This window comes from Gryllotalpicola daejeonensis (assembly GCF_039538145.1).
Taxonomy (GTDB): domain Bacteria; phylum Actinomycetota; class Actinomycetes; order Actinomycetales; family Microbacteriaceae; genus Gryllotalpicola; species Gryllotalpicola daejeonensis.
In genome coordinates, this window is the sequence record NZ_BAABBV010000002.1 from 174,754 (window position 1) to 197,522 (window position 22,769).

Genomic DNA, 22,769 nt, shown 5'->3' on the forward strand with positions numbered 1-22,769 from the left:
TGTGACCGAGACGGGGGCGAGTGTGACAGGCGAACCGGATGCTTCAGGCCGCGGCCCCTATGCCAAGGGGGTCGCCCGCCGCCGCCAGATCATCGAGAGCGCGATCGCCGAGTTCGCTGAACGCGGCGTCGACGGCACCTCGCTGCGCACTCTCGGCGAGGCGATCGGCGTCTCGCACGCCACCCTGCGGCACTACTTCGCCTCACGAGACGAGCTGCTCGTCGAGGTCTACCGCGCGCACGAGGAGCGCGACCCGGCCGACAGCCCGAGCGATCGCGGCGCGGTAGAGGTCATGACCGCCAGTGCGGACATCAACCGGGCGATTCCGGGGCTGGTGCGGCTGTACGCAACGCTCACGACGGATGCTCTGCAGGAGGACCACCCCGCCTCGCGGGAGTTCATCCGGGAGCGGTTCCGAGCGGTTCGCGAGGACCTCGCCCGACGGATCCGTGACGGTCAGGCATCCGGTCGCATCGCCTCAGACATCGACGCGACGGACGCGGCCGCGCTCGTCATCGCCGCCTCAGACGGCCTGCAGGTGCAGTGGCTGCTCGACCCCGACGAGGTCGACGTGCGCCGCGCGCTCACCCTGCTCGAGCGGCTTCTTCCTGGGTCCGCCGGCTAGCCGCCGCGCTGCCGACGCCGAGAAGTGCCGAAAAGGGGCTCCCGCGAACGGGAACCCCCTTTTCGGCACTTCTCGATGAGGCTTAACCCTCGTTGTCGCCGAGGGCTGCGAGCCGCGCCTCTTCGTCAGCCTGAATGGCCGAGTCGATGACGGGGTCCAGCGCGCCGTTCAGCACCTGGTCGAGGTTGTAGGCCTTGAAACCGGTGCGGTGGTCGGCGATGCGGTTCTCGGGGAAGTTATAGGTGCGGATGCGCTCGGAGCGATCCATGGAGCGCACCTGCGACTTGCGGGCGTCGGATGCCGCGGCATCCAGCTCCTCCTGCTGCTTCGCGAGCAGGCGGGCGCGCAGCACGCGCATGGCGGCCTCGCGGTTCTGGATCTGCGACTTCTCGTTCTGCATCGACACGACGATGCCGGTCGGCAGGTGCGTGATGCGCACGGCGGAGTCGGTCGTGTTCACCGACTGGCCGCCGGGGCCCGACGAGCGGAAGACGTCGACGCGGATGTCGTTCGCCGCGATCTCGATCTCTTCGGGCTCGTCGACCTCGGGGAACACCAGCACGCCGGCCGTCGAGGTCTGGATGCGCCCCTGCGACTCGGTCGCCGGCACGCGCTGGACGCGGTGCACGCCGCCCTCGTACTTGAGGTGCGCCCAGACGCCCTCTGCCGGGTCGGTCGCGTTCGACTTGATCGCAACCTGCACGTTCGTGTAGCCGCCGAGGTCGGTGGCATCCGCCTCGAGGATCTCGGTCTTCCACCCGCGCGAGTCGGCGTAGTGCACGTACATGCGCAGCAGGTCGGCGGCGAACAGCGCCGCCTCTTCCCCGCCGGCGCCGCCCTTGATCTCGAGGATCACGTCGCGGCCGTCGTCGGGGTCTCGCGGGATCAGCAGGCGGCGCAGCTTCTCTTGCGCGGCGGTCTGCTTCTCTTCGAGCGATGGAACCTCTTCGGCGAACGCCTCGTCCTCGCGGGCGAGCTCACGCGCGGCATCCAGGTCGTCGACCGACTGCTGCCAGTCCTCGTAGGCCTTCTTGATCTGCGAGAGCTCGGCGTAGCGGCGGTTGACCTTCTTCGCGCGTGCCGCGTCTGCGTGCAGCGCAGGATCGGCGAGCTGCTGCTCGAGATCCGTGAATTCGTCGAGCAGCCCTGAGACGGACTCGAACATCAGCGGTGGTTGTTCTCGTTGCCGTGCGAGTGCCCGTTGCCGCCAGAGGTCGGGATCGACTTCTGCATCTGCACGAGGAACTCCACGTTCGACGAGGTCTCCTTCAGCTTCCCGAGCACGACCTCGAGCGCCTGCTGCGGGTCGAGACCCGCGAGGGCGCGACGCAGCTTCCAGGTGATCTTGACCTCGTCGGGCGAGAGCAGCATCTCTTCGCGGCGGGTGGACGACGCGTTGACGTCGACGGCCGGGAAGATGCGCTTGTCGGCGAGCTGGCGCGAGAGGCGCAGCTCGCTGTTGCCGGTGCCCTTGAACTCCTCGAAGATGACCTCGTCCATCTTGGAGCCGGTCTCGACGAGCGCGGTCGCGAGGATCGTCAGCGAGCCGCCGTGCTCGATGTTGCGAGCGGCGCCGAAGAAGCGCTTGGGCGGGTAGAGAGCGGAGGCGTCGACACCGCCGGAGAGAATGCGACCGGATGCCGGCGCGGAGACGTTGTACGCACGGCCGAGGCGCGTGATCGAGTCGAGCAGCACGACGACGTCGTGGCCCAGCTCGACCAGGCGCTTCGCGCGCTCGATGGCGAGCTCGGCGACCGTGGTGTGGTCCTCTGCGGGGCGGTCGAAGGTCGAGGCGATGACCTCGCCCTTCACCGTGCGCTGCATGTCGGTGACCTCTTCCGGGCGCTCGTCGACGAGAACGACCATGAGGTGCACCTCGGGGTTGTTCGTCGTGATCGCGTTGGCGATCTGCTGCAGCACGATCGTCTTGCCGGCCTTCGGCGGGGCGACGATGAGGCCGCGCTGGCCCTTCCCGATCGGGGCGATCAGGTCGATGATGCGCTGGGTCAGCTTCTCGGGCACCGTCTCGAGGCGCAGGCGCTCCTGCGGGTAGAGCGGGGTGAGCTTGCCGAACTCAACGCGGGTCGACGCCTCTTCCACGGTCTGGCCGTTGATCGAGTCGACGCGCACGAGTGCGTTGTACTTCTGGCGGGAGTTGGCGCCCGGGTTCTCACCCTCGCGCGGCTGGCGGATCGCGCCGACGACGGCGTCACCCTTGCGCAGGCCGTACTTCTTGACCTGGCCGAGCGAGACGTACACGTCGCTCGCGCCCGCCAGGTAGCCCGTGGTGCGCACGAAGGCGTAGTTGTCGAGCACATCGAGGATGCCGGCGACGGGGATCAGCACGTCGTCTTCGGTCAGCTCGATCTCGGCGTCGTCGCCTGCGCCGCCGCCGCGGCGCTTGCGGTCGCGGTAGCGGCTGCGACGGCCGCCCTCGCCCTGCTCGCCGTCCTGGCCGTTGCGGTTGTTCTGGTTCTGCTGGCTGCCCTGGCCCTGCTCGGGCTTCTCGCTCTCCTTGGACTGCTGCTCGCCGCCCTGCTGGCCGCCGTTCTGGCCGTTGTTCTCGCGGTCGGCGCGATTGCGGTTGCGGTTGCGGCGGTTGCGACGGCTGCGGCCGCCCTCGCCCTGCTGCTCGCCGTTGTCGTCGGAGGACTCGTGGGATGCCTCACCCTCGGCACCCTCGCCGCGAGCGGCGCCCTCGTTCTGCGCGTTGCCGCCGTGCTGCGCGTTCTGGCCCTGCTGCGCCTGGCGCTGCTCGGCGACGGCATCGAGTGCCGAGATGAGCGACTCGACACCGGTCTGGCCGGCGTTCACGTGGCCGGCGGCCGCCGTGACGGTGCCGCCGGTGGAGGCACGGCGCGAGCGGCGGCTGCGGCCGGTGGCGGGCTGCTCGGCGGCCACGGCCTCGGCCTCTGCCGAGACGGGCGAGTCCGCTGCGGGAAGGTCGAGCGGGAGTGCGGCGTCGGCAGGAGCGTCGCTCTGGGGCGCATGGGCGGTCACAGGCTCGGCCTGCTCGACAGGAGTCTCGGTCGCAGGCGCTTCGGCCGGCACAGTGGGCGCTTCGGTCGAGGCATCCGTCTCGATGGCCTCGACGACCTGCCCATCGGACGCGCCGCGCGCGGCCTCGATGGCCGCGATCAGCTCGCCCTTGCGGAGCTTGGCGCCGCCGGCGATGCCGAGCTGGGTGGCGAGGGCCTGGAGCTGCGGGACGCGCAGCGAGTTGAGGTCGATGTCAGCGGATTCGGCGCTGATCAGATCAGTCACTTTCAGTGATTCCTTATCTCCGAAGGGCGCATGAGGGCCACATCGGGAGTGCGCTCGCAACGTCAATGGTGCGCGGCGGACCGTTCCGCCGCTGGTTGGTACTCGGGTTGGATCAACTCGATTGCGAGGCGTACGTGCTTCTGATTCACCCGTCAGATTCCGATCGCCGGCGAGCCGGGAGTTCGGTGGGTGATGCCCTTCATCCTAACACCCGCTCACGAATGCTCCGCTCCCCCGAACCGGGGCCCGCGCGCGCCACCGTGCAGGCACCCTGGTCGCCCGGCGGGCGGTCGCACCGCGTGCGGGGCTAGGCCGTCAGCTGACGACCGCGACCGTCGCGCCCTTGAAGTCGACCGCCAGCATCAGGGGCTGCCATTCGACCGGCGACTTCGCGGCGACGAGCTCGGCGGCGCGCAGGCGATCGGCCGGGCGCTCGCAGAGCACGAGCACACTCGGGCCCGCTCCGGACACCACGGCGGGGAATCCCTCGGCGCGCAGCAGCCGCACGAGCTCGCTCGTGTCGGGCATCGCGGCGGCGCGGTAGTCCTGGTGCAGCTTGTCCTCGGTGGCCGACAGCAGCAGCTCGGGGCTCTGAATCAGCGCCGCGATCAAGAGCGCCGAGCGCGAGAGGTTGAAGACAGCGTCCTCGTGCGGCACCTGCGCCGGCTGCAGCGAACGGGCGAGCTTGGTCGGCACGGTGTGCGCGGGCACGAACACCACGGGTGAGACCCCGCGGTGCACGTTGAGCTTCTTGTGCTGCGGGCCGCCCGGCTCGACCCACGCGATCGTCAGGCCGCCGAACAAGGCAGGGGCGACGTTGTCAGGGTGCCCCTCGAGCTCGGTCGCGATCGCGAGCAGCTCGGCCGAGTCGAGCTCGACGATTCCGTCGAGCAGGCCCTTCGCCGCCATGATTCCGCCGACGATCGCAGCCCCAGACGACCCGAGGCCGCGGCCATGCGGGATCGCGTTGCGCGCGACGATGTCGAGGCCGGGAACCAGCGCGCCCTTCCGGCCGAGGACGTCGAGGATGACGGCGGCGACCAGGTTCGAGGCATCCGTCGCCACCGATCCGTCAGACCCGACGCCGTGCACCTCGACGCGCACGCCGGGCGTAGCCGAGACCGTGACGTCAACCTCGTCGTAGAGCGCGAGCGCGAGGCCGAGCGTGTCGAAGCCGGGGCCGAGGTTGGCCGTGGTCGCCGGCACGCGCACGTGCACGCTGCGGCCGACGGGGATCGATGCTGAGGCGCCGGCGGCGGCTGCCGCCGGCCCGGGCATCGGACCGTCAGAACCCGACGCGCCTGCGCCCGCTGCCGAGCTCATGCACCGGCCCCGACGGATGCCTTCTCGAGTCCGATCGCGCCGGCGACGGCATCCGCCGACACCTCGACGACCGTGGGCTGCACCTCAGAGCCGTCAGCCTGGCGCAGCGCCCACTGCGGGTCCTTGAGGCCGTGGCCGGTGACGGTGATCGTGACGACCGAGCCCTCGGGGATCGCACCGGCCGCGGCGCGCTCGAGCAGCCCGGCGACGCCGATCGCGCTGGCCGGCTCGACGAAGACGCCGACCTCGGCCGCGAGCAGCTTCTGTGCGGCGAGGATCGTCTCGTCGTCGATGGCGCCGAAGTAGCCCTGGGTCTTGTCGCGCGCCTCGAGCGCGAGGTTCCACGACGCGGGATTGCCGATGCGGATCGCCGAGGCGATGGTGTCGGGGTCCTTCACGGGGTGGCCGAGCACGATGGGCGCGGAGCCCGCGGCCTGGAAGCCGAACATGCGGGGCAGCTTGGTGGTCGCGCCGCGCTCGAGCTCTTCGACGAAGCCGCGCGTGTACGCGGTGTAGTTGCCCGCGTTCCCGACCGGGATGAAGTGGAAGTCCGGGGCGTCGCCGAGGCGCTCGACGATCTCGAACGCGGCCGTCTTCTGGCCCTCGATGCGGTCGTTGTTGACCGAGTTCACGAGGTGCACGGGGTACTCGGCGGCGAGCTCGCGCGCGACATCCAGGCAGTCGTCGAAGTTGCCCTTGAGCTGAACGATCTCAGCGTTGTGCACGATCGCTTGGCTGAGCTTGCCGAGCGCGATCTTCCCCTCGGGGATCAGCACGACGGCCTTGATGCCGGCGTGCGCCGCGTAGGCCGCGGCGGAGGCCGAGGTGTTGCCGGTCGAGGCGCAGATGACCGCCTTCGCGCCGGCCTCGACGGCCTTCGAAATCGCCATGGTCATGCCGCGGTCCTTGAAGGAGCCCGTCGGGTTCATGCCCTCGTACTTGATGTAGACGCGCGCAGCCGTGCGGCGCGAGAGCGCGGGGGCCTCGATGAGCGGAGTGCCGCCCTCCCCCAGGGTGACGATCGGCGTGGCATCCGTCACATCAAGGCGGTCGCGGTACTCGTGCAGGACTCCCTGCCACTGGTGGGCCACTTGCTTTACGCTCCTTCGATCCGCAGCACGTGGGCGATCGAGGTGACCGCCGCGCTGGCGCGCAGGGCCTCGACGGTCGCCGCGAGCGACGCCTCGAGGGCTGCATGGGTTCCGATGACCAGGGTAGCCGTCGGGGTCTCTTCGCCTGAGGCGCCCGGGGCGCCCGAGGCGCCTGCACCGCCGGCCGACGACTGCACGACGGTCTCGATCGACGCGCCGTTCTCGGCGAACAGGCGGGCGATCTCGGCGAGGACGCCGGGCTGGTCGGCGACGTGCAGCGTCACGTGATAGCGCGTGACGGCCGCCGCGACCGGCAGCACGGGCAGCTCGGCGTGCGTCGACTCTGCGACGCCCGGGCCGCCCGCGACGTGGCGGCGCGCGGCTGACACGACGTCGCCGAGCACGGCCGATGCCGTCTGGATGCCGCCCGCACCGGCGCCGTAGAACATCAGGTCTCCCGCGGCTTCCGCCTGCACGAAGACTGCGTTGTGCGCGCCATGGACAGCGGCGAGCGGATGCCTGCGCGGCACGAGCGCCGGGTAGACGCGGGCCGACACCGCGGCCTTCCCGGTCTCGGGGTCGGCGATGCGCTCGCAGATCGCGAGCAGCTTGACGACGTAGCCCATCTCGCGGGCCAGGTCGACCTGCTCTTTCGTGATGTCTTCGATGCCCTCGCGATACACGGACTCGAGCGGCACGTCGGTGTGGAACGCGAGGCTCGCGAGCAGGGCGGCTTTGGCCGCGGCGTCGTAGCCGCCGATGTCGGCGGTCGGGTCGGCTTCTGCATAGCCGAGCTCGGTCGCGACGGCCAGAGCCTCGTTGAACTCTCCGCCGTCGATGTCCATGCGGTCGAGCACGAAGTTCGTCGTGCCGTTGACGATGCCGAGGATGCGCGTGACGCGGTCGCCCGCGAGGCTGTCGCGCAGCGGCCGGATGATCGGGATCGCCCCGCCGACCGCCGCCTCGTAGTACAGCTGCGCGCCGACCTGGCCCGCCAGGTCGAACAGCTCAGTGCCGTGCGTCGCGAGCAGCTGCTTGTTGCCCGTGACGACGTCGGCGCCCGAATTCAGCGCCTTCAGAATCAGCTCGCGCGCCGGCTCGATGCCGCCCATCAGCTCGACGACGATGTCGGCGCCCAGGATCAGCTGCTCGGCGTCGGTGGTGAACAGCTCGCGCGGCAGGCCGGCATCGCGCGGCTTGTCGAGATCGCGCACGGCGATGCCGGCCAGCTCGATGCGGGCGCCGATGCGGCTCGAGAGCTCGTCGCCGTTCTCGAGCAGCAGGCGCGCGACCTGCGAGCCGACCGTGCCGCCGCCGAGCAGTGCGATCTTGAGGGTGCGGTATTCGATCAAGCTCGTACTCCAGCGTCGTGAGAGAGAAGGTCTTCCTCGGTCTCGCCGCGCACGATTACACGTGCCTGACCGTCGCGCACGGCGACGACCGCGGGGCGGGGAAGGTAGTTGTAGCGGCTCGACAGCGAGAAGCAGTAGGCGCCGGTGGCCGGCACCACGAGCAGGTCGCCTGGGGCGATATCGCCCGGCAGGTACTCGGCGTCGACCACGATGTCGCCGGACTCGCAGTGCTTGCCCGCGATGCGCACGAGTGCGGGCGAGGCATCCGATCGCCTCGACGCCAGCCGCGCGCTGAACTGCGCCTGATACAGCGCGTAGCGCGCGTTGTCGCTCATGCCCCCGTCGACGCTCGCGTACAGGCGGGTCGCGGTCGCGCCGCCCTCTGCCTCGACGGTGACCGGCTTGGTCGTGCCGAGCTCGTAGAGCGTGACGCCCGGCGTGCCGATGATCGCGCGGCCGGGCTCGAAGGCGAGGTGCGGCACGGGGATGCCGAGCGCGGCGCAGTGCGCGGCGACCGAGTCGATGATCGGCGCGGCGAGCTCCCAGGCGTCGGTCGCCTCGTCGCCCGTGTTGTAGGCGATGCCGAAGCCGCCGCCGAGGTTCAGCTCGGGCACCGGCCCGTCCTCGAGCAGGCGCGCGTGCACCGCGAGCAGGCGGCGCGCGGATTCCGCGATGCCGGCAGACCCGAAGACCTGCGTGCCGTTGTGGCAGTGCAGCCCCACGAAGTCGAGGGATTCATGCGAGCGGATGCCGGCGACCAGACGCTCGACCTCGTCGAGCGAGACCCCGAACTTCTGGTCTTCGTGCGCGGTCGCGAGGTAGGCGTGGGTCTCGGCGTGGACTCCCGACTTCACGCGCAGGCGCACCCGCTGGCGGCGGCCGTGGCGGCTCGCCGCGGCGGCGACCCGCTCGATCTCCTGCTCGGAGTCGATGACGATCGTGCCGAGCCCCACCGAGACGGCGCGGTCGATCTCGGCGAGCGACTTGTTGTTGCCGTGCAGCCCGAGGCGCGCGGGGTCGACGCCCGCGGCCAGCGCCACGGCGAGCTCGCCGGCGCTGCAGGTGTCGAGGTTGAGCCCCGCCTCGATGACCCAACGGGCGACCTCGGTCGAGAGGAAGGCCTTGCCCGCGTAGTAGACCGTCACGGTGGTACCCACGGCTTCGGCCGCTGCGGTGAAGGCGTCGTGGATGCGGGCGGCTCTGGCGCGGGCATCCGCTTCATCGATCACATAAAGAGGTGAGCCGAACTGCTCTTTGAGGGCGGTGACGGGCACTCCACCGATCTCGATCACTCCGTCGGCGTTGCGCGTCGCGCTCGCGGGCCAGACGTTCACGGGCAGGGCGTTCACGTCAGCGGGAACGGTCAGCCAGCTCGGCGCCAGGGGGTTGGTGACCACGGGTGTCCTCGGGGTAGGTGGGGATTGCGCGCCAGTTTACCGGGCGGCGGGTCATGGCCCGAAACTCGTGACGTCGAGCGTCAGCCCCCACACTCCGCCCGCCCCGGATCGGTTCCCGAGGGGTGCCGCGATGGGGTTCTGCCGGAGTATTCGCCCATCACCGCACCCCTCGGCGAAGCATCCCTAGCTCGCCGGGCAGGCGCCGTGCGTTTGGAAGGTCTTCGGGTCGAGCGAGAAGTCGTCCGCCTGGAAGTCGATCGAGGCCTTGCTGCGCTCGATCGTGATCTCGCCGACGTTGAGGCCCGCCGGCAGGTACGGCGCGATGCATACGTTGATGGGCTTGCCGTCGAAGACACCGCCGAGCAACGACTTCACGTCGAAGTGCACCGGGCCCGAGGTCACGTTGACCGACTGCGGGTACAGGCGCACCACCTTGCCGTCGGCCACGGGCCGCACCGCCGCCGAATAGCTCAGCGGCAGCCCGAGCACCTGCGTCGTCGCCTTGTACGTGATGGTCTTCGAGCTGAGCCCGATCGCCGCCGTCGGGTCCGGCAGCGAGACCAGGCTGTTGACCGCGTCCTGAGAGACGTGCAGGGTGCCGCGCGCCGAGCCGAGCACGGGCGCGGTGCGGAACGAGCGATCGATGCGCACGTCGTTGGCGGTGGCGGATGCCGAGACCGATCCGCGCTCGGTGGTGATGCTCGGGGCATCCACCTGCACCTCGCTGAAGCGCCCCGCGAGGTACTGCACGATGAACGAGAAGCCGTGGATGTCGACCGAGAGGCCCGGCGCGGTCACTCCGTCGGGAAGCGACTGGGCGATCTCGGCTTCCATGCGCTTCTCGGCATATGCCCGCAGCGCCGCATCGGCACCGAAGGCCAGCGCCGCCACGGCGAGCAGGGCGACGACGGTCCAGGCGAGGCGACGCGCACTGTTCATCGAAAACCCCAGATGGCTACATCTTCTCCGGAGCGGAGACCCCGAGCAGGTCCAGGCCGTTGCGGATGGTCTGGCCGACGGCCAGGTTCAGCGTGAGGCGGGTGCGGTGCACGTCTTCCACCGGCTCCTCGCCCTGCGGAATCACGCGGCAGTTGTCGTACCACCGGTGGTACAGCCCGGCCACCTCTTCGAGGTAGCGCGCCACGCGGTGCGGCTCGCGCAGCTCGGCGGCGTGCGCGACGACGCGCGGGAACTCCTGCAGTGCGCCGAGCAGGGCCGACTCGGTCTCGTGCACAAGCAGCCCGGGCTCGAAGACGCTCGTGTCGACACCAGCAGCCTGCGCGTTCCGGGTCACCGAGCAGATGCGCGCATGGGCATACTGCACGTAGAACACCGGGTTGTCGTTGGTGCGGCTGCGCAGCTGGTTCGGGTCGAGCGCGAGCGGCGAGTCGGCCGGGTAGCGCCCGAGCGAGTAGCGCAGGGCGTCGGTGCCGAGCCACTCGATCAGGTCGTCCATCTCGATGATGTTGCCCGCGCGCTTCGACAGGCGTGCGCCGTTCACCGACACGAGCTGCCCGATGAGCACCTCGATGTCCTTCTCGGGGTCATCGCCTGCCGCGCCCGCGAGCGCCTTGAGGCGGTGCACGTAGCCATGGTGGTCGGCGCCCAGCAGGTAGATCTTGTGCTCGAAGCCGCGCTCGGACTTGCTGAGGTAATAGGCCGCGTCGGCGGCGAAGTACGTGTAGATCTCGTTCGAGCGACGGATGACCCGGTCTTTGTCATCGCCGAAGTCGGTCGTGCGCACCCACACGGCGTCGTCGGCGTCGAAGACGTGCCCGAGCTTGCGCAGTTCGGCGACCGCGTCGTCGATCGCGCTCGTGCCGGTCTCGGGATTCACCGCGTGCAGCGTGCGCTCGGAGAAGTACACGTCGAAGGTGACGTTGAAGTTCGCGAGCGACTGCTTGATCTCGCTCAGCTGCTGCGCGTACGCCACCTCGCGCGCCGCCGCGAGCGCCTCATCGGCCGGAAGCTCGAGGAGGTTCGGCACCTGCTCGAGCACGTGCGCCGCGAGGTCGGCGATGTACTGCCCGGGGTAGCCGCCCTCCGGCGTGGGCTCGCCCTTGGCCGCGGCGAGCACGCTCGCCCCGAACTTGTCCATCTGGGCGCCGGCGTCGTTGATGTAGTACTCGCTGGCGACCTCGGCCCCGGAGGCCTTCAGAACCCGCGCGATCGAGTCGCCAAGCGCCGCCCAGCGGGTGTGCCCGATGTGCAGGGGGCCGGTGGGGTTCGCGCTGACGAACTCGAGGTTGATGGCGCGCCCCGCCTGCGTGGTGTTGCGGCCCCAGGCATCCCCCGCGTCCACGATCGTCTTCGCGAGCTGCCCTGCGGCGGCCGCGTCGAGGCGCAGGTTGATGAAGCCCGGCCCGGCGACCTCGGCGGAAGACACGCCCGGCAGCGTGGCCGCCGCCTCGGCGATCTCGGTCGCGAGCTCACGCGGGTTCGTGGCGAGCGGCTTCGCCAGCCTGAGGGCGACGTTGGTCGCCCAGTCGCCGTGCTCGCGGTTCTTCGGGCGCTCGAGCGTGACGTCTGCCTCAGAGAATTCGACGCCCTCGTTGTCGCCGCGGCGTCGCGCCACGATCGGCGAGACGAGGGCGAAAAGGGCGTGGGAAAGCTCGGCAGGAGTCACGAATAACGATTCTATGGGAGCGCCTTCTGCGCGCCCTGAGAGACCCCGCGCCCTTGATAGGCTCGCGGCGTTTACGTGCCATTCCCTTGTCAGGCACGGATGCCTGGACCGAAAGCGCCCCCACATGCCCTTCGCTCGCCCCGCCCTTCGCGTCACGACCGCCCTCGTCGCCGGCTTCGCCGCCGCGGCTCTGCTCGCCGGCTGTTCTGGCCCGGGGTTGAGCTCAGCGCAGGACACGCCGAAGGCCCACGACACCTCGAGTGCTGCGCCGAGCGATACCGCCGCAACCGATGACGCGACGCCGACCCCCACGCCCACGCCGACCCCGACGCCGGTCACGCTGCAGCAGGGCCAGGTGTGGACGGCGCAGCAGGTCTACACGTTCAACCCGAACTTCTCGCCCGACCCGAACTACGCCGTGGCGCCCGGCAGCGCCGCCGAGCAGCTGACGAAGCTCGCGGGCGTGAGCTTCGGCTGGGTCAACCAGACGAGCAACGACAAGATCGAGATCGCCGTCGCTCACCCCAGCGCGCAGAACTTCGACCAGTTCAGCGGCCAGGTCGCCGGCAAGTCGCAGGTGGTGCCGATCGACGGCGCGCCCGCAGGCACCGTGAGTTACTTCAACGTCGACGGCGGCGTCGGCACGCTGCAGGTCTTCACCAACAACGGCTACTGGATCGTCATCGACTCGAAGACCTTCCTCGAGCCGGGCGACAGCTATCAGATCGCCACCGACGTGATGGGGAACCTGAAGTAACTAGCGCCCTCGCGAGCACAGCTCGCTCGGCGTCGGCCGCGCGACGACCCACCGGGTCGTCGCCGCTTAGCGGCCGACGCGCGCGACGCGCTCCGCGAGGGCGTCCGGCGTGAGCTTCGCCGCGGCGACGATGAGCTTGTAGCGCAGGCTGGGAATCGACACCGCCCGGCCGCGGGCGGTGTCGATGAGCGCTGCACGCACGACATCGGGCGCCGACAGCCACAGGAAGTCGGGGATCGCACGCTCGAGCTGAGCGGGCTCGCGCGGCTCGCCCTGAGGCGCCGCAGCGTGGGCATCCGTCGACAGTCGTGAGTGGAACTCGGTGCGCACGAAACCCGGCGCGATCGCCGTGACGCGCACGCCGCGACGCTTGTATGCGATGTTCGCCCACCGGCTGAACGAGAGCAGCCACGCCTTGGCGGCGCCGTACGTGCCGCGCGGGCTGTAGCCCGCCACCGACGCGATGTTGATGATCGTGCCGCTGCCCGCGGGCAGCATGTGCGCGAGCGCCGCGTGCGTGAGCCGCAGCGGCACCTCGACGAGGATCGACAGCAGCTCGAGCTCGTCGTCGACGCTGTTCGCGTCGAAGTCCTTGGCGAGCCCGAAGCCCGCGTTGTTGACGAGCACATCGATGCGATTCACGGATGCCGCGACTCGAGCTTCCGCCGCCTTGACGCCCGCCTTCGTCAGCAGGTCCGCCGGCAGCACCTCGACCTCGATGTCGTGAGCGGCGCGCAGTTCTTCCGCGAAGGCCTCGAGGCGCTCCCGGCTGCGGGCCACGAGCACGAGATCGAGCCCGTCGGCGGCCAGCTGGCGCGCGAACTCGGCGCCGATGCCGCTCGATGCACCCGTGATCAGGGCGCGTGTACCGATCGCTCGCTGGGCCATGCCCTCACGATAAACCACTTGACATTGTGAGTTAGCGATATATCGTTGATTTGTCTTTGAAGGTCAAAGACCTGTTTACAGAAAGGTCGACCGATGCGATACGACAACACCTCACATCACGACTTCGACGGCCACAACGGCCACCATGACGGCCACGAGCGCGGCGGGTTCCGCGGCGCACGCGGCTTCCACCCGCGCCCCGGTTTCGACGGCGCGCGCTTCCACCACGACGGCCCCGGCTTCGGTGGCCCATTCGGCGGTCGCGGCATGCGCGGCGGCTTCGGGGGTTTCGGCCCAAGCTTCGACCCCGCCGACTTCGCTCGGGGCGGCCGCGGTCGTCGCCGGGCGTCGCGCGGCGACATCCGTGCCGCCCTGCTCTCACTGCTCGCCGAGGCACCGGCCAGCGGCTACGCGCTCATCAAGGCGATCGGTGAGAAGACCGACGGCCTCTGGGTGCCGAGCCCCGGCTCGGTCTACCCGACGCTGCAGCAGCTCGTCGACGAAGAGCTCATCGCCCCGTCGGGCGAAGGCCGCAAGACCGAGTACACGCTGACGGATGCCGGCCGCGCCTACGTCGACGAGCACGCCGACGAGCTGGCCGCGGCGTGGCAGGCGGCGCCCTCGCGCTCCGGTGCGGACGCCGAGCTGTTCACCTCGATCGGCAAGCTGATGGGAGCCATCCACCAGCTGCGCTTCGTCGCGACCGACGAGCAGCGCACGGCTGCCGCCGGGAAGATCGACGAGCTGCGCAAGGCGCTCTACGAGATCCTCGCCGAGAGCTGAGGTCGGCGGGTTCGCCCGTCGCCACTCCCCGACGCCGGTCGTCACTCCAACGGCTCGATCGAACCTTCGAGCCAAGGTGACGGCCGGCGTCGGCGTTCGCGCGTCAGAGCGCCGTCGTGGCCGACTTCAGCAAGGATGAGCGCTGCGCGAGGAAGTCGGCCCAGCAGGTGGCGCAGATCACGAAGTTCGGCACGATGACCGCGCCGTCGACGGTCATCTGCGGACCGCACAGAGCGTGGGTCGACTCGCCGGGCGCGGGCACCGGTTCGCCCTCGCTGTAGCCCTGGCTGATGTGGATCAGCTTGTCGCTGGGCGTCGGAATGCAGGGGCGGAACTTGGTCGGCAGCGCACCGGTGAGCGCGGCGATCAGCTGGGCCATAGAGGTGGGAGTAGCAGTCATGAGGATTTCTCTACTCACGCCGCCTTCGCGCGTCTACCTCCCCAAACGAGGGCACACCGCGCGGTCGACTAGTCGGAGTGCTCCGGAACGCCGAGGTTCAGCGCCCCTGCAGCACGAGCCGCCTCGGTGCGATTCCGCACGCCGAGCTTGCCCAGAATGCGGCTCACGTGCACACCGACCGTGCGCTCGCTGATGAACAGCCGCTGAGCGATGTCGCGGTTCGACAGGCCTTCGGCGATCAGCTCGAGCACCTGCACCTCGCGATCGCTCAGGCCGGCCACCGCCTCGCGACGCTCGGACTTCTGCAGGGTCGCGCCGAGCTTTACTCCGCCAGCGTGCACGGTTCCCAGAATGCGATCGGCAAGCGGGCGCGCGCCGAGCTGCGCCGCGATCTCATGCGCACGCGAGAGCAGATCGGATGCCTCGCCGGAGGCTCGCCCCGCGAGCGCACGCACTCCCCCGCGATATCGCGCGTACGCCTCTTCGAAGAGGTGCCCCGTCGCGTGCGACGACTCGGCGATCGCTCGCCACTGCTCCGCGGTGTCGCCCTCGTGTAACCGGGCGTATTCCGCCTCGCAGACGCGCACCAGATTGAGGCCGAGGGCTGAGAGCGACTCCTGCGCGGCAGTGTCCCGCACCAACTCGATGACCGCGTCGGCGATCGCGTCGCTGGCGGCGTTGCGCGCGCGCGGAAAGCGGCTCTCGAAGGCATCCGCGTGCGCCTGCAGCGCCACCACCGCGGCCTGCAACACGATGTCAGGGTCGTCCTGAGACCTGAGGTCATCAAGGATGCCCGCGATGATGCCGAGCGACCTGTCCGTGCGCCCGCGCCACAGTTCGAAAGCTGCCTCGTTCACCACGAACTGCAACGCGTAGACACTGTCGCCGATTTGCCCTCGCGCCGACTCGAGGTGAGCCTCGACATCGGCCCACTCGCCGCGCAGCGTCTGCACTTCCACAATTTCGGAGTGCAGATAGAGACCCATGCTCGGCGAGACGCTCTCCTCGAGCGCCGCACGCGCCACCGCGAGCGCCTCGTCCCACTCCCCTACGAGTGCAAGCGATGAAACGTAGTTCGAGGTGACGCTCGAGGCGATCGAGAGCACGGGACCGTAGCGTGCGCACTTCTCGAGGGCCTCGCGCGCCACCGCGATGACATCGGCGTCTCGCTCCGCGACCCCGAGCACGTACGTCAGATTTCCGTAGGCGCGGATCGCCGTCTCGAGGTCGTCGGCGTCGAGGGCGAGACGGGCACACTCGCGCAGCTCGCGCTCGGCGAAGCCGCTCGCGTCCGGCGCTGGGTCGGGCACCAGCGTGCCGGCCACCGCCCGGGTGACCCGGGCGTCGATCTGCGCCTGGCGCTCCCCTGCCGCCGCGGCGTCCGACATCGCCTGCCCGGCAGTGCGCACGCTCGCGGCCATGTCGCCCTGGTTCATCAGGTCGCGGGCGAGCGCGGCGAGGGTGCGCGCGCGCAGGCCGACGCTCGCGGGTTCGGCCGTGTCGGCCGCGTCGGCCGCCTCGAGCAGGTCGAGCACCGCGCGGAAGCTCGCGGCGGACTCCGCCACCCGCCCCTCGGCCGACAGCAGCCGCCCGCGCTCATAGGCGACCCGCGCCTCGTCTGCGCCCGGGGCCTGGGATGCCTCGTCGAGCAGCTCGAGAGCCACCGCCACGTCGCCCGACCAGTGGTACGCGGGCACCGCCTCGAGCAGCAGGGTGGTGCGATCAGGGAAAGGCGCATCGGCCGAGGCATCCGTGCCCGCATCGCTCAACGGCGGAAGCGCGAGCAACTCGGCGTACGCGTCGCGAGCGCGCGCGAACGAGCGCGTCTCGAGCGCATACCGTGCGCCGCGCAGCAGCTGGCCCCGTGCCGCCTCGATCTGGCCCGCGCCGCGAAGGTGCCGGCCGAGTTCCAGAGCGTGCTCGCCGTCGACGGGTCCGCGGGCCGCGATCAGTTGGGCGGCCGCGGCGTGCACCGCGCGGCGCTGCAGCGGCGTCGTCGCGGCGCCCAGCACCTCGCCGAAGAGCGCGTGGCGCAGCCGCAGGTCGTCGCCGGCCTCGGTGAGGATGTCGCGCTCGAGCAGCTCCTCGACGGCGGCGCCGGCACCGGGCAGCGCGTCGAGGTCGTCGAAGCCGACCCGGCCGCCGACGGCCGCGACGACCGTGGCGGCATGGCGCGCCTCTGGCGAGAGTCCGCGCAGCTCGAAGCGCAGCAGCTGGTCGAGGTCGCTGGGTAGGCCGGGGCGGTCACCGTGCCGCGCGAGGCGCGAGGCGAAGAACGGGCTTCCGGCCGCGCGCACGGTGAGGGCCTCGACGACCGCGCCGTCGAGGCCAGGCGCCGTCTCAGTGATGATCTCGGCGATCGCCCCCTCGGGCAACGGCTCGAGCTCGATCGTCTGGGCGACCTCGAGACGGGCGAACTCGAAGACGAAGTCGGCCAGGTGCTCGGTCTGTTTCGGAGGGCGGCTGGTCGCCAGCAACAGGATGTTCTGGTCCGCGAGCTTGCGCGCCACGAAACCGAGCAGATCGAGACTCGCGGGGTCCGCCCAGTGCAGGTCTTCGATGATGACGACGAGGGGCTGCTTCACGGCGACGGCCGTCAAGGTGACGATGACCGCCGCGAACAGGCGCGCGTGCGAAAGCGCAGGGTCGGAGGCGGCGGCAGGCGAAGCATCCGGCACGCCGTCGCCCCACCCCGCCGCGATCGGCGCGAGGCCCGCCCACACCTCGTCGGTGACGGCATCGCGCAGTTCGGGGTGCTGCTCGCGCAGGTCGCGCATCAGGTCGGCGATCGGGCCGAACGGCAGCCGGGTCGCGCTCGACGGCGTGCAGTTGCCGCGCACCACGGTGTGACCGCGCGCGGCGGCGGTGCGGGCGACCTCGTCGACGAGCCGCGTCTTGCCCGTGCCTGCGTCGGCCGTGATGAGCACAGCGGTGGGTACACCGGCCTCGCTTGCGTCGAGGTAGGCCAAGAGCCGCGCGTACTCGGGTTCGCGGCCGATCATTCGGGGGGCGGGGCGGGCCATGCTGCGTTCAGGCTAGCCGTCGGCGAAAGTTTCACGAAGCGTGCCGTACGACATGCGCCGACACAAATACGTAGTGCGGCCGGCGATGAATACGTACTTACACGGATTCGGCGCGGCCACCGCCCGAGCAGAGTCGACTCATGCTCATCTCGGACCCGTTCGCGATCGACACGGTCGCCCGCCTCGAAGCCCGCGGCTTCTTCGCCGGCACCGCCGTCAGCGCCGTCGAGCCGCTTCACCGCCGCAGCCTCTGCTACCGCGTGCGCCTCGCCGACGGCCGCTCGCTCTTCGTCAAGCGCCGCTCGCGCCAGGCCGCCGAGAGCCTGGCCGCGAGCTTCGACTTCGAGCGCCGGCTGACCGATGCTCTGGCCGACCGCCGCATCCGCATCCCCGCCGAGTTCCTTATCCTTTCTGCCGACGACGACGAGATCCTCGTCACCGAAGACCTGGTCGGCTACGCGCCCCTCGCCGAGCGCCTCGCAGAGGCCGGCGGCACGAGCGAGCCATGGGCGCGCGAGGCCGGGCGCCGGCTGGCGATGCTGCACCGGGCCACTGCGGGCGAGGCATCCGTCGACCTCATTGACAGCGGCGCCGCCGACGTGAGCCGCGCGCGCCTGCCCGAGCGCCTGCTCAGCGCGCTCGCCGTCGTCACGCCGTGGTCAGCCAACAGCGGGTCGGATGCCTGGGTCGAGCTGCTCGCGCTCGTGCGCCACGCCGGCCTGCTGCGCGGTGTCGAGACCGCGGTCGCGCACTGGTCGCCCGCCTGCGTGATCCACGGTGACGTGACCGACGACAACGTGCAGTGCACCGAGAGCACCGAGGCGCGCGAGCCTGTCGTCTTCGTCGATTGGGAGTCCGCCGGCTACGGCGACCCCCGCTGGGATTTCGGATGCCTCGTCGGCGAGTTCCTCGGCAGCTGGCTGCACGGGCTCGACTTCCGCGACGGCACCACGCTGACCGAGTGGATCGAGAACTCCGCGATCCCGTTCACCGACGTGCTCGGCGAGATCCGCGCCGCGATCGACGGCTACGAATCCGTCTTGCCCCAAACGCCCGAAGACCGCAGGCAGTGGGCGCGGTTCGCCGCACTCAGCCTGCTGTCCAGAATCGTCGGCCTTGCCGCCGGCGCCTCCGCCCTACCCCCGAACGCCCTCGCCTGCCTTCAGGCAGCCGAACAACTCGCGCTGCGACCCGACGCCGCGCTGGAACTGCTCTCATGACTCTTGACACCATCACCCCTGCCCCTGTTTCGTTCGGCGCGACCCGACGCGCCAACATGCGCTGGTACCCGCTGCTGCGGCGCGTCGCCCGCGAGGTCGAGTCCAGCGCCGTGCCGCAGCACTCGGCGTATGAGCTCGACCTGCTGACCCGCCGGCTGTACGCCGCGTACTTCCACGGCCACGCGAACGAGGCGGCCTGGCCGCCGCCCGACGATCGGGGAACGCTGCACCCGGTCGGCGACCCCGACGACGCCTTCGTAGCGCGGCTGCACGCCGAGTTCGGCGGGCGGCACCCGCTGCGCTCGCGCCTGCTCGGCTACCTGACGGTGCACGGCTCGCGCCACGTGGGCGAGCCGGTGCCGCCGACCGTGCGCTGCTATCTCAACGTCGTTCCGGATGCTGCGCCGCGGGTTTTCGCCAAGGTGGTCTCCGGCCTCGAGTCGGCCGGAGTCGTGTTCGCGGCCAAGCTGCTCGACAACCCCGCCAACTTCGGCCGCCCCGACGCCGCGGTGTTCTACACGACCCGCGCCGACGTGGCCGTACTGGCACGCTGCGCGGTCGCCGCGTGGCACCCCTCGGCGTTCGGCAGCGAGGTTCCGGCCTTCACCCGCGAAGTCGTGCCCGGCATCGCGCTGGCCGACGACCCGGGCGACGGCGTCAGCTTCGGCTACCACCGCTGCAGCCTGATCGCGCAGGGGCTCAGCGCCTCGGTGTCGGCCGACCCTCACGAACGACTCGGCGCGATCATCGACGCGTTCCTGCGCGCCGGCATCGACCCGGCCCGGCCGCACCTCGGCCCCGGCCGCTCGGAGTTCGTCCTCGACGGGGTCGCCTGACCCCGCGTTCCTCACAACTGAATACCCCTGTTCCACTGACTACCCAACCCGACAACTTCACATGGACCCGGGAGCGCCGACGCCCCCAACCCACCCCCTTCTCCTACTGTCGGCGCCACCCGACGGCCGCTCGCGGCCGGCACTGCGCGAACCCCCGGCGATCCCAGTCCGCCGGGGGTTCGTGCAGGTTCAGGGGGCCGGGCTAGAGCTCCGGGTCAGGCGGCGACGGCGGCGACCACGGGGCGGCGAAATCGGGCGCGCACCGCCCTGACGAGCAGGTCGATGGCGACGCCGGTGAGCAGCCCCGCCGCGATGGATGCGGCGAGCGCGATCACCGGGTTGCCGAGCAGCGCGAAGGCGGCCGACCCGACGAGCACGCCGATGGCGACGTGGAGCCCGGTGTAGAGCGTCACCGAGGTCGCGGCAAGCGGAAGGTAGCGGCGCATCGGCATCCGCCCAGCCCCCGCCGTCATCGAGACGGCGACGCGCGCGAACGGCACGAACTTGGCGGTGAGCAGGATCGACGCCGGGCTCACCTCGAGCCGTCGCTGCGCGTAGTGGAAGGCGCGAGCGAGGCGGGGGCGCTTCGGGGTGATCCAGCGCTCGATGCCGAGGCGGCGACCGAGGTGGAAGGCGATGAGATCGCCAGCGAGTGCCGCGGGCACCGCCACGGCGAGCACGAGCCACGGGCTGCCGCCGGCGGCGGCCATCGCGGCGGAGGTTGCGACGACGAGCGTCTCGCCCGGGACGAAGGGGAAGAACCCGTCGATGACGAGGGCGAGCGCAACTAGCGCGAGTGCCCACGGCGAGGCCGCGGCGAGGGTGATGAGGTGCCCGATCGTGTCCATGCCTTTGAAGTTACGGATGCCTCGGGCCGCGGTCGTCACCCTGGAGTTGGCCGCCACCCCCTACTGCGGTATCGCTTTTCGCGCGGCGGCCGCCTCACGCGCGAGGGGTGTGGCACGGTAGCGGTGAAAGGGGACGTGATGCGTTTCATGCCGCGATGGCGCCGCCGCAGTGAGAAGGCGGCTACCTCGTCGACGGCACCGGCCGCGGGCGGCGGCAGGCTCCCGAGCACTCGCGTGCCATGGTCGCCGCGCGCCCGCCGGGTGACGTTCTGGGTGGTGCTCGGCGTGATCGCCGCCTCGCTCTATGCGGTGCAGGTGCCGGTCGCGGTGGCCGTGTACAACGTGCCCGTCGAGGTGGTCTTCGTGATCGTCGCCGCGCACGTGGGGTCGTTGCCGCTCGCGGTGTGGCGCCCCCGCGAGGCATCCGGTCTGGCCGTCATCTCGTTCTTCATCCTGGCGCTCATCTCGACGGGCGGCTCGACGACGGCGCCGTGGCCGTGGGCGGTTCCTGCGCTGATCACGCAGGTGCTGACGCTCGCGGTCGTCGCGTGGAAGGACACGTGGTGGTGGGCACTCGTGGCGTGGGCGGGCAGCGCGCTGGCATCCGTCATCGCAGCGCTCATTCTGCTGGTGCGCATGCCGCTCGCCTCAAGCCTGACCAGCATCGTCGTGTTCGCGAACATCGCGATCTTCGCGATCGCCGCAGCGATCGTCGTGCGGCAGCTGCAGCGCACGCGCGTGCAGCTCGCCGAGGAGCGCGAGACCAGCGAGAGCGAGCGCACGCGGCGGCAGGTCGCCGACGAGCGCACCCGGATCGCCCGCGAGCTGCATGACGTGGTCGCGCACGGCATGTCGATCTTGAACGTGCAGGCGACGAGCGCGCCGTATCGGCACCCCGGGCTGCCGCCCGAGGTCGTCACGGAGTTCGAAGAGATCGCGGCGCAGACCCGCACGACGCTGGCCGAGATGCGGCGGCTGCTCGGCGTGCTGCGGGCGGATGACTCCGAGAGCGGCGTCGCAGCGAGCGGTGCGGCCGCTTCGGCGGGCGACCGCACTGGTGCCGACGTGGCGCGTGGGCGCGGAGGTGCGCCCCGGCCTCCCGGTGGCGGCCCCACGACCGGCACGAACCCCACCGTCGTGCTCGAACCGCAGCCCGGCCTGCCGCAGCTGCCGGCGCTGATCGACCAGGCGCGCAAGGCGGGCGCCGAGATCCTCTACCAGCCGGGAACCGCGCTCGACCAGCGCGTCGACGATGTGGTGGGGCTCGCGGCATACCGAATCGTGCAGGAATCCCTGAGCAATGCGCTGCGCCATGCACCGGGCGCGACCGTGACGGTGACGGCGACCCGCGACCCGCAGGTGCTCGAACTCGTGATCGCGAACGGGCCGAGGCCGGGTGGCGCACGCCGCGAGACCGGCCAGCTCACCGGGGCGGGCTTCGGACTGCGCGGCATGCAGGAGCGCGCCGGCGCCGTCGGCGGCACGGTCGAGCACGGGGCCACGCCCGATGGCGGCTGGCGGGTGTCGGCCGTGCTGCCGGTGCATCCAGGAGGGTCATCGTGACACGCGTCGTGATCGCCGACGACCAGGCGATGGTGCGCGCGGGCTTCGCCGCGCTGCTCGCCGCGCAGCCCGATCTCGAGGTGGTCGGGCAGGCCGCGGACGGCGCGGAAGCCGTGTCGCTTGCGCTCGAGCTCACACCCGACGTCGTGCTGATGGACGTGCGGATGCCGGTGATGAACGGCATCGAGGCAACCGCGCGCATCGCGGCGGCCGGCGTGCCGACGCGCGTGCTGATGCTGACCACGTTCGACATCGACGATTACGTGTTCCAGGCGCTGCAGGCGGGGGCGAGCGGATTCCTGCTGAAGGACGCTTTGCCCGCCGAACTCGTCGAGGCGGTGCGGGTCGTGGCCGCGGGCGAGGGGCTGCTCTCGCCGCGGCTCACGAGGCTCGTGATCGAGCACTTCGCGCAGGGGGTGGGTGCTGAGCAGGCATCCCCCGCCCCTGCCGGCCCGTCACCCACGCCCGCGCGACCGGAACTCGCTGAGCTGACGCAGCGCGAGAACGAGATCCTCGTGCTGGTGGCGCAGGGGCTGTCGAACAGCGAGATCGCGCGCGCCCTGTTCCTCGCCGAGCAGACGGTGAAGACGCACGTGTCGCGCATCTTCACGAAGCTCGGGCTGCGCGATCGGGCGCAGGCGGTGATCCTCGCCTACGAGCGCGGGCTCGTCACCCCGGGAGCCTAACCTTCAACCTGACCTTTGCTCGCATCACTCGGCGACGGTGTCAAGGCCTGTTTTACAGGAAGCGCGTTCCTGCACTCTCGTCGTGGG

At 70.7% G+C, this 22,769-nt stretch carries 19 protein-coding genes; 7 read left to right on the plus strand and 12 right to left on the minus strand.

Going from position 1 to position 22,769, the window contains the following annotated elements:
• Position 1: 1 nt before the first annotated feature.
• Positions 2 to 625: a TetR/AcrR family transcriptional regulator gene (locus ABD736_RS13760; RefSeq protein WP_344792436.1), complete on the plus strand. Its 624-nt coding sequence runs from the start codon at positions 2 to 4 to the stop codon at positions 623 to 625.
• Positions 626 to 707: 82 nt separating this feature from the next.
• Here the strand turns inward: ABD736_RS13760 and prfA are convergent, their stop codons facing one another.
• The 8 genes from prfA to argS all read right to left on the minus strand — a co-directional run bounded on the left by prfA (position 708) and on the right by argS (position 11,678).
• Positions 708 to 1,790 (minus strand): peptide chain release factor 1, encoded by a 1,083-nt coding sequence (prfA, locus tag ABD736_RS13765; protein ID WP_344792437.1) that lies wholly within the window; start codon positions 1,788 to 1,790, stop codon positions 708 to 710.
• Positions 1,790 to 3,889, minus strand: coding sequence for a transcription termination factor Rho (gene rho / locus ABD736_RS13770; protein WP_344792439.1), 2,100 nt, complete (start codon positions 3,887 to 3,889; stop codon positions 1,790 to 1,792). The genes prfA and rho overlap by 1 nt, the downstream gene beginning before the upstream one ends.
• A gap of 315 nt (positions 3,890 to 4,204) precedes the next feature.
• Complete coding sequence (gene thrB, locus ABD736_RS13775) at positions 4,205 to 5,167, minus strand: homoserine kinase (RefSeq protein WP_344792950.1); 963 nt, start codon at positions 5,165 to 5,167, stop codon at positions 4,205 to 4,207.
• Positions 5,168 to 5,208: 41 nt separating this feature from the next.
• A complete protein-coding gene (thrC, locus tag ABD736_RS13780; RefSeq protein WP_344792440.1) occupies positions 5,209 to 6,303 on the minus strand; it encodes a threonine synthase in 1,095 nt (364 codons plus the stop codon).
• Between the two features lie 5 nt (positions 6,304 to 6,308).
• A complete protein-coding gene (locus ABD736_RS13785) occupies positions 6,309 to 7,655 on the minus strand; it encodes a homoserine dehydrogenase (RefSeq protein ID WP_344792441.1) in 1,347 nt (448 codons plus the stop codon).
• Positions 7,652 to 9,052, minus strand: a complete 1,401-nt coding sequence (gene lysA, locus ABD736_RS13790) for a diaminopimelate decarboxylase (RefSeq protein WP_344792442.1) — start codon at positions 9,050 to 9,052, stop codon at positions 7,652 to 7,654. Before lysA ends, ABD736_RS13785 begins: the two co-directional genes overlap by 4 nt.
• Positions 9,053 to 9,235: 183 nt before the next feature.
• Entirely contained in the window at positions 9,236 to 9,991 is a 756-nt protein-coding gene (locus tag ABD736_RS13795; RefSeq protein ID WP_344792443.1) for an LmeA family phospholipid-binding protein, read from the minus strand.
• 16 nt (positions 9,992 to 10,007) lie between these two features.
• Positions 10,008 to 11,678 carry an arginine--tRNA ligase gene (argS, locus tag ABD736_RS13800; protein WP_344792444.1) on the minus strand — a complete coding sequence of 557 codons (1,671 nt, stop codon included), beginning with the start codon at positions 11,676 to 11,678 and terminating at the stop codon, positions 10,008 to 10,010.
• 124 nt (positions 11,679 to 11,802) lie between these two features.
• Between argS and ABD736_RS13805 the strand changes: the two genes are divergently transcribed.
• Positions 11,803 to 12,435 (plus strand): hypothetical protein, encoded by a 633-nt coding sequence (locus ABD736_RS13805; protein WP_344792445.1) that lies wholly within the window; start codon positions 11,803 to 11,805, stop codon positions 12,433 to 12,435.
• A 66-nt stretch (positions 12,436 to 12,501) separates the two neighbouring features.
• On the opposite strand, the gene ABD736_RS13810 is transcribed toward ABD736_RS13805, so the two are convergent.
• Entirely contained in the window at positions 12,502 to 13,323 is an 822-nt protein-coding gene (locus ABD736_RS13810; RefSeq protein ID WP_344792446.1) for an SDR family NAD(P)-dependent oxidoreductase, read from the minus strand.
• Between the two features lie 93 nt (positions 13,324 to 13,416).
• Here ABD736_RS13810 and ABD736_RS13815 point away from each other — a divergent pair, with 93 nt between their 5' ends.
• The gene (locus tag ABD736_RS13815; protein WP_344792447.1) at positions 13,417 to 14,106 is read left to right on the plus strand and encodes a PadR family transcriptional regulator; all 690 of its coding nucleotides are present in this window, start codon (positions 13,417 to 13,419) and stop codon (positions 14,104 to 14,106) included.
• Positions 14,107 to 14,209: 103 nt separating this feature from the next.
• On the opposite strand, the gene ABD736_RS13820 is transcribed toward ABD736_RS13815, so the two are convergent.
• Both ABD736_RS13820 and ABD736_RS13825 read right to left on the minus strand, forming a co-directional pair.
• The gene (locus ABD736_RS13820; protein WP_344792448.1) at positions 14,210 to 14,506 is read right to left on the minus strand and encodes a hypothetical protein; all 297 of its coding nucleotides are present in this window, start codon (positions 14,504 to 14,506) and stop codon (positions 14,210 to 14,212) included.
• A 68-nt stretch (positions 14,507 to 14,574) separates the two neighbouring features.
• Positions 14,575 to 17,529 (minus strand): helix-turn-helix transcriptional regulator, encoded by a 2,955-nt coding sequence (locus ABD736_RS13825; protein ID WP_344792449.1) that lies wholly within the window; start codon positions 17,527 to 17,529, stop codon positions 14,575 to 14,577.
• A 140-nt stretch (positions 17,530 to 17,669) separates the two neighbouring features.
• On the opposite strand from ABD736_RS13825, the gene ABD736_RS13830 reads away from it, so the two are divergent.
• Complete coding sequence (locus ABD736_RS13830) at positions 17,670 to 18,749, plus strand: phosphotransferase family protein (protein ID WP_344792451.1); 1,080 nt, start codon at positions 17,670 to 17,672, stop codon at positions 18,747 to 18,749.
• A complete protein-coding gene (locus ABD736_RS13835) occupies positions 18,746 to 19,585 on the plus strand; it encodes a T3SS effector HopA1 family protein (protein WP_344792452.1) in 840 nt (279 codons plus the stop codon). The genes ABD736_RS13830 and ABD736_RS13835 overlap by 4 nt, the downstream gene beginning before the upstream one ends.
• Before the next feature lie 215 nt (positions 19,586 to 19,800).
• Here the strand turns inward: ABD736_RS13835 and ABD736_RS13840 are convergent, their stop codons facing one another.
• A complete protein-coding gene (locus ABD736_RS13840; protein ID WP_344792453.1) occupies positions 19,801 to 20,433 on the minus strand; it encodes a DedA family protein in 633 nt (210 codons plus the stop codon).
• A gap of 147 nt (positions 20,434 to 20,580) precedes the next feature.
• Between ABD736_RS13840 and ABD736_RS13845 the strand changes: the two genes are divergently transcribed.
• The gene (locus tag ABD736_RS13845) at positions 20,581 to 21,996 is read left to right on the plus strand and encodes a sensor histidine kinase (RefSeq protein WP_344792454.1); all 1,416 of its coding nucleotides are present in this window, start codon (positions 20,581 to 20,583) and stop codon (positions 21,994 to 21,996) included.
• The gene (locus ABD736_RS13850) at positions 21,993 to 22,682 is read left to right on the plus strand and encodes a response regulator (protein WP_425555031.1); all 690 of its coding nucleotides are present in this window, start codon (positions 21,993 to 21,995) and stop codon (positions 22,680 to 22,682) included. Before ABD736_RS13845 ends, ABD736_RS13850 begins: the two co-directional genes overlap by 4 nt.
• Positions 22,683 to 22,769: the final 87 nt, after the last annotated feature.

Coding starts and splice junctions, on each gene's coding strand:
- prfA (WP_344792437.1), bottom strand. CDS start 1,790: ATGTTCGAGTCCGTCTCAGGGCTGCTCGACGAATTCACGGATCTCGAG.
- thrB (WP_344792950.1), bottom strand. CDS start 5,167: ATGCCCGGGCCGGCGGCAGCCGCCGCCGGCGCCTCAGCATCGATCCCC.
- ABD736_RS13795 (WP_344792443.1), bottom strand. CDS start 9,991: ATGAACAGTGCGCGTCGCCTCGCCTGGACCGTCGTCGCCCTGCTCGCC.
- ABD736_RS13805 (WP_344792445.1), top strand. CDS start 11,803: ATGCCCTTCGCTCGCCCCGCCCTTCGCGTCACGACCGCCCTCGTCGCC.
- ABD736_RS13810 (WP_344792446.1), bottom strand. CDS start 13,323: ATGGCCCAGCGAGCGATCGGTACACGCGCCCTGATCACGGGTGCATCG.
- ABD736_RS13815 (WP_344792447.1), top strand. CDS start 13,417: ATGCGATACGACAACACCTCACATCACGACTTCGACGGCCACAACGGC.
- ABD736_RS13820 (WP_344792448.1), bottom strand. CDS start 14,506: ATGACTGCTACTCCCACCTCTATGGCCCAGCTGATCGCCGCGCTCACC.
- ABD736_RS13825 (WP_344792449.1), bottom strand. CDS start 17,529: ATGGCCCGCCCCGCCCCCCGAATGATCGGCCGCGAACCCGAGTACGCG.
- ABD736_RS13830 (WP_344792451.1), top strand. CDS start 17,670: ATGCTCATCTCGGACCCGTTCGCGATCGACACGGTCGCCCGCCTCGAA.
- ABD736_RS13835 (WP_344792452.1), top strand. CDS start 18,746: ATGACTCTTGACACCATCACCCCTGCCCCTGTTTCGTTCGGCGCGACC.
- ABD736_RS13840 (WP_344792453.1), bottom strand. CDS start 20,433: ATGGACACGATCGGGCACCTCATCACCCTCGCCGCGGCCTCGCCGTGG.
- ABD736_RS13845 (WP_344792454.1), top strand. CDS start 20,581: ATGCCGCGATGGCGCCGCCGCAGTGAGAAGGCGGCTACCTCGTCGACG.